We start from the raw sequence: 12,673 nt of genomic DNA on the forward strand, positions 1-12,673 counted from the left end.
GCCCGGATTCTGAGTCAATGAGGAGGATGCGGGGCGGTACCCGCTACATGCGGGCGCCGAAGTTCTGCGTCCACCAGGGGCCGCCGGCGCCCGGGTGCATGCCCACGCCGATGTCCTTGAAGGAGCAGTTGAGGATGTTCGCCCGGTGGCCCGGGCTCTTCATCCACGAGTCCATCACGGACTGGGCGGTCTGCTGGCCCTTGGCGATGTTCTCCCCGTACGTGGACCAGCGGTACCCGGCGGCCGTCGTCCGGTCGCCCGGGTCCGCCCCGTCGGGGTTGGTGTGGTCGAAGAAGCCGCGCCGCGCCATGTCGTCGGAGTGGCCCTGCGCGGCCCGGTCCAGCTGCGAATCCTCCTTGAGGGGGCCGCAGCCGGCCGCCGCCCGCTCGGAGTTGACCAGGGCGACCACCTGCCCGACCACTCCCGCGGGGGCGGGCGCCGGAGCGGGCGGGGCCGGCTTCGGCGGGTTGCTCTTGGTCGGCTCGGGCTTCGGGTCCGCCGCCTTGGAGCTGCTCGTGGACGGCGACGGCGAGGCCGAGGCGGAAGCGGAGGCCGAGGGAGAGGGCGAGCCGGAGGGCGGGGCCGAGGGGGAGCCGGAGGCCTGCGGCGAGGCCGTGTCCGGTGCGGACAGCGCGGACAGCGGCGAGGCGGGGGTGGCGCCGCCCGCCTCGGCGCCCTGGTGGCCGGGCGTGGTCGTCAGGTAGACCAGGCCGCCGCCGGCCACGCACGCGGCGATCACCGCACCGCCGATCGCCCGCCGGCGGTTCTGGCGCCGCTTGCGCTCCGCCCCGCGGCCGCCGGACGCGTCGCCCGGGCCGGTCTCGGCGCCCTTGCGCCGGGCCGCCCGGCCGGGGCCGGACACCACCGGGCTCAGCTGCGTCGCCGCCTCGGCGAAGGCCACCGGGGCGGCGTTCGCCGTCACGGCGGCCCGTACGCCGGCCATCAGCCCCGCCGCGACGGGGACCAGCGCCAGCCCGGCCAGCAGTCCCTCCGCCGGCATCAGCCCGTTCCACAGCCCGGAGCAGCGCAGGCACTCCCGGGCGTGCCGGGCTATTCGCTTGCGCCACAGCGGGGAGGGCCGGCCGTCCCAGGTTCCCGTCATCGAACGGATCTGCTCGCACGGCGGCTGCGCCTCCAGGGCGCGCTCCACCACCCGCGCCGATTCCAGCTGCGCCTTCATCCGCTGCACCCGCACCGCCGTGTGCTGCGGGGTCAGCTCCAGCGCCGAGGCCACGTCGGCCCGGGTCAGCTCACCGGCGCACTCCAGCCACCACAGCGACAGCAGCGCCCGGTCGTCGGGCTCCAGCCAGCGCGTGGCGCGGGCCGTCTCCCGGCGCTGCCCCGACAGCTGGAGCTTGACGACCGTCAGGTCGGCGAAGTCGGCGCCGGGGTCGGCCACGTCCTGGGCCGCCTCCAGGCCGCTCGCCCCCGGAACGTCGCTGCGGGCCTGCCAGTGGGCCCGCATCCGGTTCATGGTGATCGCCACCAGCCACGACCGGAAGCTCTCGTCGGCACGCAGGCCGCCCAGCCCGTCGAGCGCCCGCAGCATGGTGTCCTGCACCACGTCGTCCACGTCGCAGGAGCCGTTCAGGGCGCGGCCGACGATGTTGTAGACGAGCGGCAGGTGGGTACCGACCAGCTCGTCCTGCGCGCGGGGGTCGCCCGCGCGGGCCGCTGCCACCAGCTCTGCCGTGTGCTGTGTACTCATGTGAACTTCCCTGTCCGTACCGGCGGTCGATGATGTCCGACACCTGGGAGACCGTCGAGGGGGACTCCGATAACACTTATCCGGAAGAAGTTTTTATCCGGAGGAGGATCTCCGGCGCCACCCGGGGGCGTCCGCACGGGATCCGGGCGGTCGCCGTACGGGATCCGGTGGCGCCCGTCCGGTCCCGGGCCGGCTTCCCGTCCGTCCCCCTCCGTCACGCGTTCAGCCCCCGTCCGGCCTCCGGATGTGTAAGGTCTGGACCAACAAGTGCCCGTACACGATGCCGAGTTCTCCGCACGGGGAACGTCCGGGAGGCTCCCGTGGGTCCTGTGCCCTGCCGTCCGTACGACGCGATAGCCGCCCAGCGCCTGCTCCCCGTGCTCCGCAGCGCGGACGCCGACGGGGCCGTCCGGACCACCGGGGCCCTGCTCGCCGCCGGCTGCCGCGCCGTGGAGCTCACCACCTCCACCCCCGGCTGGGCCGCGGCCGTGGCCCGTACGGCCGGGATCCCCGATGCGCTGGGCCGCCCGGCGCTGATCGGCGTCGGTACCGTCACCACCGCGGCCCACGCCGAGGAGGCCCTCGACGCGGGAGCCTGCTTCCTGGTGTCCCCGTACCCGGCCCCCGAGGCCCGCGAGGTCGCCGCGCGCCGCGGGGCCCCCTTCCTGGAGGGGGGCTTCACCCCCGGTGAGGTCGCGGCGGCCGTCCGGCGCTCGGGGGCGGCGAAGGTCTTCCCGGCCCACGTGGGCGGCCCGGCGTTCATCCGCTCCCTGCGGGCCGTCCTCCCCGGGGCCCTGCTCATCCCCACCGGCGGCATCGCGCCCGGCGAGGTCCGCGCATGGCTCGCCGCGGGCGCGACCGCCGTCGGCATCGGCGGAGGCCTGCCGACGGACCCGGCCGAACTGGCGGCCCTGTTCGCCGAACTGGCGGCCCCGGAGCGGGCCGCGCCGGGCGGGGGCCCGCCCGGGCGGGCGCCGGGCTCCGCACCGCCGTGGGAGCGGCCGGACGGGCCCCGGGCCGCCGTGGCCGACGGCCGGCGGCCCCCCACACCGGACCCCGGCCGGGCCGTGCCGGGCGGGGAGGGCTAGGGGTGTCCGCAAAGTCCCGCCTGCTCCGCGGTGTCCGGCACGCACGCTCGCCGCACCGGGCGCAAGACCGAGTAGGTCCGGTACGAGGTCTTCCACCCGGCACGCCGAGAGCAGGCTCCCCCGAGCCCTCGGCTTCGCTCGAGCAGGGGGGACCCCATGACGCCGCAGGGCCCGCCCTCCGGGCGGCCGGCGCTCCTTCGCGGACACCCCCTGGCCGTGTCTTTCGGATCAGGCCGCGCCCGTGCCGCCCGGCACCCCGCCTCGCCGCCGTTCCCGTCGGTCGCCCACGTCCCCCGGCCACCGCCGGGAGGTGCCCCCACCGCGTCGACTCCGTCCTCGGCCTTGCGATGCACGGCACCGGACGCCGCGGGCCGATCCGGCCTCATCCGAAAGGCAGGGCCTAGCCGTGGCCGCTTCCCGGAGCGCCGGGCCCTACGACGTCCTCGTCCTCGGCGAGGTGCTCGTCGAGATCCACGCCGACACCCCGCTGCGCACGGCCGCCGACGGGACCGCCGCGCGGATCTCCTACTCCGGCGACGCCCTCAACGCCGCGGCCGCCGCCGCCGCGGCCGGAGCACGGACCGCCCTGCTCGCCGTCGTCGGCGAGGACGAGCTGAGCGTCCCCCTGCTGCGCCGCGCCGCCGAACTGGGGGTCGACGTCTCCCACGTCCGCCGCGCCCCGCACCCCAACGGCGCCTACCTGCTCAGCGCGGACACCGAGGGGGAGCGCGAGTTCGTCTACTGGCGCACCCGCAGCGCCGGATCCACGCTCTCCCCGGCCCACGTCGAGGACTGGCGCGGACTGCTGGCCGGCGCCGGAGCCCTGATCACCGGCGGCATCGCCGGCGCACTCTCCCCGACCAGCCGCGAGGCCGTGCTCGCCGCCGCCCGGACCGTCCACGGGGCCGGCGGGCACGTCACGTACGACGCCAACTTCCGCTCCCGGCTGACCGGGCGCGGCGAGGCCCGGTCCCTGCTGGCCGCGATGGCCCCGCTGACCGGGCTGCTCAAGACCTCCTGCCCGGCCGACGCCCGCGCCCTGGCCGACACCTGCGACCCGCGCACGGCGGCCGCCCGCTTCCGGGCCCTGGGCGCCCGCGCCGTCGCCGTCACCGCCGGAACCGGCCCGCTGCTGCTGGACCAGGGGACCCGTGCGGCCCACCACCCCGTCCCGGTCAACCCGGACCCCGTCGACGCGACCGGGGCCGGGGACTGCTTCACCGGGACCGTCACCGCCCGGCTCGCCCTCGGGGACCCGCTCCCGGAGGCGGTGGCCCACGGGGTGGCGGCGGCCTCGCTGTCGGTGTCGGGCCGCGGGGGCACCGGCCGCGTCCCCGCCTTCGCGGAGACGGCCGCCCTGGCGGCCACGCTGGCTGCGCCTACTCCTCTTCCGCCCAGTCCTCCGCCTCCTCCCGCAGCTTCTCCTCCAGGGTCTTCTCCGGCGGCTCCCGGTACGCGAGCGGATCGCTGACCCAGCCCGCCGCCAGGACCAGCCGCGAGGTGCGGTGCACGGAGAGGAAGCCGAAGGGGCGGTCGAAGGCCACCTCGGCCCGGCGGGTGCGGTAGCGGACCCGGGGCGGCACCCCGCAGCCCACCGCCGCCGCGACGGCCGTCACCGCGGCGGCCTCGAAGCCCTCGGCGTGGAAGCGCGCCACCGCCGACTGCCGGGCCGAACCGACGGCCAGGGGCTGGGAGCTGACCCCGGGAAAGTGTCCGCGGCCGGTGTCGCGGGCCTCCTCCAGGCCGAACAGGCGGGCCTGCTCCAGGAGGTCGTGTTCGCCCCGGACCTCGAAGACGGGCACCCTGACGGTGAGCCGGGGTTCGGGCGACAGGGCGAGCACGGTGGCGACGGTCAGTCCGGGCCCCGGCCGGCCCTCCGGGAGCAGGCTCGCGGGGGCGACCGGCCGGGCGCGGGTGACGGCCTCGATCCCGGTGGTGAGGATCCCGCCGGGCCGGGCGTCCGGTTCGCCCAGCACGAGGTGGACGTCGACCCCGGTGTCCCCGACCACCTCCAGCAGGGTCACCGCCCCGGCCGGACCCTCCGCCACCCGGGCCCGGTCCAGCAGGGCCGTGGTGCGGTGCAGCATCCTCAGGGGCCGCCCGGCCCACGGGCCCGCGGCCGCCTCTCCGTGCCACTCCGCGAACGGCTGGATCCACCTCGTCCTCAGGGTGAGGGCGGAAGCCAGCACCAGACGCGTTCCGTTCGGCCCGTCCGCCAGCGTGACCGGCATGCGCTCGACGAGGCCGTCCGTCCGCCGGGCGGCCCACGCGTCCAAGGCCCTGCGGCCGCTCTCCGCGTCCCCGCTCAGGACGCCGTGGCTGCCCGGCGCGAGCCGCTCCAGCCAGGCCTCCTCCAGCGGGAGGTCCGCCCGGGTCCACAGGCCCGTCGCCGCCCGCAGCCCCCGGACGCCGTCCAGCGCGGCCAGCAGCTCGCGGGCGGCCTCCGCCGCGCGCTCGGCCGGCAGGCCCAGGGCCTCCGCCAGCTCCGCCCGGGCCGGGCCCGCCGCCCCGTCCGCGAGCGGGGCGAGCAGCGGCCAGACCCCGGCCGCCGTGAAGACCGTACCGGCGTCACCACCATGGGCTTCGGCCCAGCGCGCCGTCAGCCGGTTGACCGCCCGTACCGTCGAATTCCTCATGCTCATGCGGGGGGAGCGTACGGGGCGGGAAGCGGCCCTGCCGAATCCTTTCCCCGCGCCCGGAGTCCGGCTGCGGACCGGTGCGAAAAACCTCCTCCGCGCCCCTGGGTTCCTCCGCGCCCCGTCGCTACCCTCCGCGCATGATTCCCACGGTGGTCTGGGGCACGGGCAACGTAGGCCGCGCGGCGATCCGCGCCGTCGAGGCCCACCCGGCGCTCGCACTCACGGCAGTGATCGTCCACAACCCCGCCAAGGTCGGCCGCGACGCGGGCGAACTCGCCGGGCTCGACCGCCGGCTGGGCGTGCCGGCGACCGACGACGTCGGGGCGGTGCTCGCCGCCCGCCCCGCCGCCGTCGTCTACGCGGCGTCCGGCGACGTCCGCCCCGACGACGCCCTCGCCGACATCACCCGGGCCGTCCGCGCCGGCGCGGCCGTCGTCAGCCCCGCCCTCTACCCGCTCTACGACCACCGCAGCGCCCCGCCGGAGTTCCGGGCACCCGTCCTCGCGGCGATAGCGGAGGGCGGCGGCTCGCTCTTCGCCTCCGGCGTCGACCCCGGCTGGGGCAACGACGTGCTCCCGCTCCTGCTCAGCGGGCTGGGAACCACCGTGGACGCGATCCGCTGCCAGGAGATCTTCGACTACTCCACCTACGACCAGCCGGACTCCGTCCGCCATCTCGTCGGCATGGGCCACCCCATGGAGTACGAGCCGATGATGCTCATGCCCTCGGTCCCGACCATGGTGTGGGGAGGGCAGGTCCGGATGATGGCCCGCGCCCTCGGCGTCGAGCTCGACGACATCCGCGAGACCTCCGAACGGCGGGCCCTCGACACCACGGTCACCACCCCTTCCATGGGGGTGTTCGAGGCCGGAACCCAGGGCGCCATCCGCTTCGAGGTCCAGGGCATCGTCGCGGGCGAACCCCGCATCGTCATCGAACACGTCACCCGCATCCACGCCTCCTGCGCCCCCGACTGGCCCACCCCGCCCGACGGCGGGTCCGGCGCCCACCGGGTCGTCATCGAGGGCCGCCCGCGCATCGAGGTCACCGTCGAGGCCACCGACGAGGGCGGGAACCGCTCCGCGGGCGGCAACGCCACCGCCGTCGGGCGGCTGGTCGGCGCCATCGACTGGCTGGTGGAGGCGGAACCCGGGCTCTACGACGCCCTCGACGTCCCGCTGCGCCCCGCAGTCGGCAAACTCGGAAGGAAACGGCCATGAGGATCGACGTCCCCGACGGACAGCACCCCATCGAGTACGTGTGGGGCGACCTGGTCCCCGGCATCGGCATGGCGGCGGCCAACTTCTCCCTGTCGGTCTACGCCCACACCACCCTGGGGCTGCGCGAGTTCGAGGCGGCCCGGCTGCGCATCGCGCAGATCAACGGATGCGTCTTCTGCCTCGACTGGCGCACGGACCGGGACGGGGAGAAGGTCGAGGAGGGGTTCGCCGACGCGGTGACCGACTGGCGCACCGCCGACGCCTTCGACGACCGCACCCGGCTGGCCGCCGAGTACGCCGAGCGCTACGCCCTGGACCACCACAACCTCGACGAGGAGTTCTGGGAGCGGATGACCGCGCACTACAGCCAGGTGGAGATCGTGGAGCTGAGCATGAGCATCGGCTCCTGGCTCGCCTTCGGCCGGCTCAACCACGTCCTGGGCCTCGACAGCGTCTGTGCGCTGCCGGGGAGCTGAACGGTGCCGGGGCCGGCCGGGGCGCGCGGTGCGCCCGGCCGGCCCCGGTGGCCGTCCGCCGTCACAGGTCCGTGGCGATGATCTTCTCTATGTTCCGCTCCGCGAGGGCCGTGATCGTCACGAACGGGTTGACGCTGGTGTTGCCGGGGATCAGCGCCCCGTCGATGACGTACAGGCCCGGATGGCCGTGCAGGCGGCCGTAGTTGTCGGTGGCCTTGCCCAGTACCGCCCCGCCCAGGGGGTGGTACGTGAGGTGGTCGCCCCAGACCTTGTTGGTGCCGAAGAGGTCGGTGCGGTAGATCGTCCCCTCCTTCGCGTTGATCCTGTCGAAGATGGTCTTCGCCATGTCGATGGACGGCTGCTTCCAGGCGGTCTGCCAGTTCAGCTCGACCTTGCCCGTCGCCGCGTTCCAGGAGAACTGGGCGCGGTTGGGGTTCTTGGTGATGGAGAGGTAGAAGGAGGCGTACGTCTCGATGCCGGTCGGCAGCGGGGCCACCTCGGCGAAGGCGCCGCCCGCGTCCCAGTTGTCGATGCCCCCGCAGGGGATGGAGGCCTGCACCTTCCCGGTCGGGTCCCACATGTGGTTCGCCCGGCCGCACATGACGTTGCCGTTGTCGCCCCAGCCCTTGCCGATCTCGTCGTTGAGGAGCGGCAGGGCGCCGGTGGCCTTCAGCCGGACCAGCAGCTTGCTGGTGCCGACGCTGCCGGCCGCGAAGAACACCCGGTCGGCGGTGACGGTCTTGACGGCGACGACGTCGCCGGTGGTGTTCAGCTCCTCCACGGCGACCGCGTAGCCGCCACCGTCCGAGGGGGAGACGGTGGTGACCCGGTGCAGGGGGGAGATGGCCACCCGGCCGGTCGCCCGGGCGGCGGCGAGGTAGGTCTTCTGGAGGGACTTCTTCCCGGCGTTGTTGCCGTACAGGATCTCGCCGTCCACGGCCGACTTGGGGACGGTGCCGGCCACCTCCTGCTTCATGTAGTCCCAGTCGTAGACGTCGGGCACGAAGACGAAGGGGAAGCCCGAGCGCTGGGCGTGCTTGCGGCCGACGCGGGCGAACTGGTAGCAGTCCACCGTCTCGAACCAGTCCGGGTCGACGAGGCCCACTCCCAGTCCGGCGTTGGCGCGGGGGTAGTAGGTGCCGTACATCTCGTCGGCGTCGACCGTGGGCAGGATGGCGGCGAAGTTCTGCCGCTTGGGCGTCACGGCCATGCCGCCGTTGACGAGCGAGCCGCCGCCCACGCCGCGGCCCTGGTAGACGATGATCCCGCCCATCTCCTCGGCGTCGAGGATGCCCGTGTACTTCGGGACGTCCTTGTCGATGGGGAAGCCGAGGAAGTTGCTCAGGGGGGCCTTCGTTCGGGTGCGCAGCCAGAAGGAGCGGTAGTCGGGCCTGGTGGTGTTGGCGAAGATCTTGCCGTCCGTGCCCGGGGTGTCCCAGGCCATGCCCATCTCGAGCATGTGCACGTCGACACCGGCCTGGGCCAGCCGGAGCGCGGCGACGGAGCCGCCGTAGCCGGTGCCGATGACGAGGGCCGGGACACGGGTCCCGGAGACGAGGGGGGCGTTCGCGACGGCGGATCCGGTGGCGGGATTCGCGCGGGCGGCGGTGGTGTTCACCGCGAGGGCCATGGCCCCCAGAAGAGAACCAGTTCCAGCGATGAATCCGCGTCGCGAAACACCGTGGGCCACATTGCTGTTCAGGCCTTTGTCACTCATGAGGGGTTCCTCACTCTCGACGGAGTGGGAACAAGTTCTACTGTCGTGTGCCTGCTAAGTCACTAGATGCGTCGGGACAATTTCCGGCCCGTTCCGGTGGTGCTTCCGGCGCCGGCTCCGGATTCCGGCAGGGGCTCAGGACAGGCTCCACTGGGCCACGTCGTCGCCGAGCCCGGTGTCCAGGGCGAACTGCACCGCCGCCAGGTCCGCCTCCTGCGGCACCCGGAAGGCGACGTAGCCGGAGGCCGACCGGCCCGGTTCGAGGGTGACCCTGTCGGGCAGGGCCGGGCCGGCGTCCGTCGTACCGCTCAGGCCGGTGAAGCGCTCCCCGTCGGTGCCGAGCAGGTGCGCGGCCGGAGCGGGCGAGTCCTCGTACGGCACCGTCCCCGTGTTCTCCAGGCGCAGCCCGACGGCGACCAGCCGGTCGGCCCCGGGGGCGGACGGCGGACCCGCGGGGTCGACGACCCGCGTGAGGGTGACGTCGAGGTGCTCCCCGGGGCGGTCCCCGTCGAGGGGGACGGTCTCGCCGGAGCCGTCGGGGCCGGCGCCCAGCAGCAGGGCCGCGACGAGGGGGGCCAGCAGGAGGCGGGCGCTCGGGCCCGCGCGCCCGGCCCGGCCGCCGGGCCCGCCGCCACCGCCGTGACGTTCGTGACCGCCACGGCCTTCCTGTGCGCGGTGCCCGCCGCGACCGCCGCGACCGCCGTGACTGCCGTGACGCATGGCGTACCTCCTCCGCGCCTCCCCTCCCGGCCCACGATCCTCCGTACGGGCGGCTCCCGCCACCGGCGGCGCCCGATGCCCTTCGGGCGGCATTCGCGGCATCTGGCAGACTTGGCCGGGTTGTCCGGGCGGTGCAGGACAGGAAACCGGTGCGAATCCGGTACGGTCCCGCCACTGTGACCGGCGACCCCGCCCGCGGGGTCCCGGGAGTCAGACACTGACGCGCCGCCTCTTCACTTCGACCGGGGACGAGGATCCCCCGGAGAGGCCTCACCATGTCGCGTATCCGCGCCGCCCTGCGCCCGCTCTCCGCGCTCGCGCTCCTGATCCCCCTGACCGCGTGCGGCGGTCCCGCCGGCGGGCAGGAGCCCGCCTCCGGCGCGAAGGCCGCGCCGGGGTTCCCGTACACCGTCACCAACTGCGGTGTCACCAGCACCTACCAGGCCCCGCCCGCGCGGGCCGTCACCATGAACCAGCACGCCACCGAGATCATGCTCGCCCTCGGCCTCCAGGACCGGATGGCGGGCACGGCCTACCTCGACGACTCCGTGCTCCCCGCCTACCGCACCGCCTACGACGGGATCGCGGTACTGGCCGAGCGGTACCCGTCGAAGGAGGTGCTCCTCGGCGCCGACCCCGACTTCGTGTACGGCGGTTACGCCAGCGCCTTCGACCAGGGCCAGGGCCGCGACCGCGCGGGACTCGCCCGGGCCGGGATCGCCTCCCGGCTCAGCATCGAGTACTGCACCCCGGGCCGTGTCGGGCTCGCCCAGCTCACGACCGAGATCATGGAGGTCGCCCGGACCTTCGGCGTGCCCGAGCGCGGCGCGGCCCTCGTCGAGGAGGAGCAGCGCCGGATCGACGCCGTCACCGCACGGGTGAAGGACCGGCCCCGCCCGGCCGTCTTCGTCTACGACTCGGGCGAGACCTCCGCCTTCACCTCCGGGGGCAACGGCATCGGCAACGAGATCGTCTCCCTCGCCGGCGGGACGAACGTCTTCGCCGACCTCCAGGACACCTTCGGCGACGTGTCGTGGGAGAAGGTCGTCGAACGCGGGCCCGAGGTCGTCCTCGTCTACGACTACGGCGGCACCTCCGTGGAGGCCAAGAAGCAGCGTCTGTTGAACGACCCGGCGCTGGCGGAGGTTCCCGCCGTCAAGAACCGCAGGTTCGTGGTGCTCCCGCTATCCTCCGCCGTCCTGGGCGTCCGCGTCGCCGACGCGGTCGAGGCCCTGGGCCGCGGCCTGCACCCCGACGCCGCGTGAGCGGGCGCCGCCGCACCGCGGCCGTACTCGCGCTCCTCGCCGCCGCGCTCGCCGGGTCGGTGGTGGCGGGGCTGGCCCTGGGACCCGTGCGCATCGCCCCCGGGCAGGTGCTCGGCATCCTGGCGGGCGGGCCCGGGGCGGGGCGGGGAGCCTTCGCCTCCATCGTGTGGGACGTACGGATGCCGCGCGTGCTGCTCGGGGCCGTGGTCGGCGCCGGGCTGGCCGTCAGCGGCGCCGTGCTCCAGGCCCTCGTGCGCAACGCGCTCGCGGACCCCTTCCTGCTGGGTGCCTCCTCGGGCGCCTCGGCGGGGGCCGTGCTGGTCCTCGTGCTCGGGGCGGGGGCGGGCGCCGCCGCCGGGCTCCCCCTCGCCGCGTTCGCCGGCTCCCTCGCCGCGCTCGTCGCGGTGTACGCCCTGGCCCGGCGCGGGGGCACCATGACCACGGGGCGGCTGGTCCTGGCCGGGGTGGCCGTGCAGTACGTCCTGTCCGCGCTGACCAGCCTGGTGCTCGTGCTGTCGGCGCACCCCGACCAGATCCGCTCCGTGCTGTTCTGGACCCTCGGCGGGCTGGGCGGAGCCCGCTGGGGCGAACTCGCCCTGCCGGCCGCCGTACTGCTGGCCGGGACCGCTCTGCTCGTCACCCTGGCGCGCCCGCTGGACCTGCTGCTCGCGGGGGAGGAGGGGGCGCGCACCCTCGGCCTGGACACCGGCCGGTTCCGGGCCGCCGTCTTCGTCCTCGCCTCCCTCGTCATCGGGGTGCTCGTGGCCTGCAGCGGGGCGATCGGCTTCGTCGGGCTGATGGTCCCGCACGCCGCCCGCATGGTCGTGGGCGCCGGGCACCGGGTGCTGCTGCCCGTCTGCGCGCTGGCCGGCGCGGTCTTCCTGACCCTGGCCGACCTGCTGGCCCGTACGGCGGCCGCGCCCGAGGAGATACCCGTCGGCGTGGTCACCGCGCTGGTGGGCGGCCCCTTCTTCGTGTGGATGCTGCGCAGCTCCACCCGGGGCGAGGAGGTGGCCGGATGACGGGGCGTCCGGTGGAACTCGCGGTCGAGGCCCTGCGGTACGAGGCCGAGGGGCGGACCCTGCTGCACGGGATCGGCCTCGCCGCCCGGCCCGGGGAGACGGTCGGGGTCGTCGGGCCGAACGGCAGCGGCAAGACGACCCTGCTGCGCTGCGTCCACGGCGCGCTGCGTCCCGCCGCCGGCCGGGTGCTGTTCGACGGCGTCGACGCCTCCGCGCTGGGGGTGAGGGGGCGGGCCCGGCGGGTGGCGGTGGTTCCGCAGGACGCGGCCGGCACCTTCGGGCTGACGGTCCGGGAGGTCGTGTCGATGGGACGCAGCCCGCACAAGCGGTTCTGGGAGCAGGACGGCCCGGACGACCGCCTGCGCGTCACGCAGGCGCTGGAGACCGTGGGGGCCCGCGGGCTCGCCGGCCGCCGCTTCGACGGCCTCTCGGGCGGTGAGCGCCAGCGCGCCCTCGTCGCCCGCGCCCTCGTCCAGGAGCCCGGGCTGCTGGCCCTGGACGAGCCCACGAACCACCTCGACATCCGCTACCAGCTGGAGGTGCTGGGGCTGGTCCGGCGGCTTCCCGTGACGAGCCTGATCGTCCTGCACGACCTCAACCTCGCCGCGGCGTTCTGCGACCGGCTGTACGTCCTGGCGGGCGGCCGGGTCGTGGCGCAGGGGCCGCCGGCCGAGGTGCTCACGGAGGAGCTGATCGCGGAGGTCTACGGGGTCCGCGCCCATGTCGCCGTCCATCCGGCGACGCTCGCTCCGAGCATCGTGTACCTCCCGGAGCACCCCGCCGTCTGAGGCGCCGCCGTGGGCACCTGCGGGCCGGAT

Annotated in this window: 11 protein-coding genes and 1 riboswitch; of the genes, 7 read left to right on the plus strand and 4 right to left on the minus strand. The window is 75.1% G+C overall.

Translation table 11 applies throughout. The features are described 5' to 3' along the window. Positions 1 to 43: 43 nt before the first annotated feature. Entirely contained in the window at positions 44 to 1,708 is a 1,665-nt protein-coding gene (locus tag AB0469_RS30480) for a sigma-70 family RNA polymerase sigma factor (RefSeq protein ID WP_366454673.1), read from the minus strand. A 320-nt stretch (positions 1,709 to 2,028) separates the two neighbouring features. Between AB0469_RS30480 and AB0469_RS30485 the strand changes: the two genes are divergently transcribed. Further along, the gene (locus tag AB0469_RS30485) at positions 2,029 to 2,796 is read left to right on the plus strand and encodes a bifunctional 4-hydroxy-2-oxoglutarate aldolase/2-dehydro-3-deoxy-phosphogluconate aldolase (protein ID WP_366454674.1); all 768 of its coding nucleotides are present in this window, start codon (positions 2,029 to 2,031) and stop codon (positions 2,794 to 2,796) included. Between the two features lie 406 nt (positions 2,797 to 3,202). Beyond that, entirely contained in the window at positions 3,203 to 4,267 is a 1,065-nt protein-coding gene (locus AB0469_RS30490) for a PfkB family carbohydrate kinase (RefSeq protein ID WP_366454675.1), read from the plus strand. On the opposite strand, the gene AB0469_RS30495 is transcribed toward AB0469_RS30490, so the two are convergent. After that, positions 4,176 to 5,438: a serpin family protein gene (locus AB0469_RS30495; protein ID WP_366454676.1), complete on the minus strand. Its 1,263-nt coding sequence runs from the start codon at positions 5,436 to 5,438 to the stop codon at positions 4,176 to 4,178. The two genes, AB0469_RS30490 and AB0469_RS30495, sit on opposite strands and share 92 nt — an antisense overlap. 134 nt (positions 5,439 to 5,572) lie before the next feature. Here AB0469_RS30495 and AB0469_RS30500 point away from each other — a divergent pair, with 134 nt between their 5' ends. After that, positions 5,573 to 6,655 (plus strand): dihydrodipicolinate reductase, encoded by a 1,083-nt coding sequence (locus AB0469_RS30500; RefSeq protein ID WP_366454677.1) that lies wholly within the window; start codon positions 5,573 to 5,575, stop codon positions 6,653 to 6,655. Continuing rightward, positions 6,652 to 7,131 carry a carboxymuconolactone decarboxylase family protein gene (locus AB0469_RS30505; protein ID WP_366454678.1) on the plus strand — a complete coding sequence of 160 codons (480 nt, stop codon included), beginning with the start codon at positions 6,652 to 6,654 and terminating at the stop codon, positions 7,129 to 7,131. The genes AB0469_RS30500 and AB0469_RS30505 overlap by 4 nt, the downstream gene beginning before the upstream one ends. A gap of 61 nt (positions 7,132 to 7,192) precedes the next feature. On the opposite strand, the gene AB0469_RS30510 is transcribed toward AB0469_RS30505, so the two are convergent. Both AB0469_RS30510 and AB0469_RS30515 read right to left on the minus strand, forming a co-directional pair. Next, the gene (locus tag AB0469_RS30510; protein WP_366454679.1) at positions 7,193 to 8,848 is read right to left on the minus strand and encodes a GMC oxidoreductase; all 1,656 of its coding nucleotides are present in this window, start codon (positions 8,846 to 8,848) and stop codon (positions 7,193 to 7,195) included. Between the two features lie 135 nt (positions 8,849 to 8,983). Next, on the minus strand, positions 8,984 to 9,568 hold the full coding sequence (locus AB0469_RS30515) for a hypothetical protein (protein ID WP_366454680.1): 585 nt from the start codon (positions 9,566 to 9,568) through the stop codon (positions 8,984 to 8,986). A 101-nt stretch (positions 9,569 to 9,669) separates the two neighbouring features. After that, a riboswitch (cobalamin riboswitch) is annotated at positions 9,670 to 9,808 on the plus strand. A gap of 35 nt (positions 9,809 to 9,843) precedes the next feature. On the opposite strand from AB0469_RS30515, the gene AB0469_RS30520 reads away from it, so the two are divergent. From AB0469_RS30520 to AB0469_RS30530, 3 genes are read left to right on the plus strand one after another with little or no spacing between them, the layout of a single operon-like run. Then, a complete protein-coding gene (locus AB0469_RS30520) occupies positions 9,844 to 10,833 on the plus strand; it encodes an ABC transporter substrate-binding protein (protein WP_366454681.1) in 990 nt (329 codons plus the stop codon). Next, positions 10,830 to 11,855, plus strand: a complete 1,026-nt coding sequence (locus tag AB0469_RS30525) for an iron ABC transporter permease (RefSeq protein WP_366454682.1) — start codon at positions 10,830 to 10,832, stop codon at positions 11,853 to 11,855. Before AB0469_RS30520 ends, AB0469_RS30525 begins: the two co-directional genes overlap by 4 nt. Continuing rightward, positions 11,852 to 12,643 (plus strand): ABC transporter ATP-binding protein, encoded by a 792-nt coding sequence (locus tag AB0469_RS30530; RefSeq protein ID WP_366454683.1) that lies wholly within the window; start codon positions 11,852 to 11,854, stop codon positions 12,641 to 12,643. Before AB0469_RS30525 ends, AB0469_RS30530 begins: the two co-directional genes overlap by 4 nt. Positions 12,644 to 12,673 lie beyond the last annotated feature (30 nt).

Origin of the sequence: Streptomyces sp. NPDC093801, assembly GCF_040701585.1 — a bacterium.
Classification (GTDB): Bacteria; Actinomycetota; Actinomycetes; order Streptomycetales; family Streptomycetaceae; genus Streptomyces.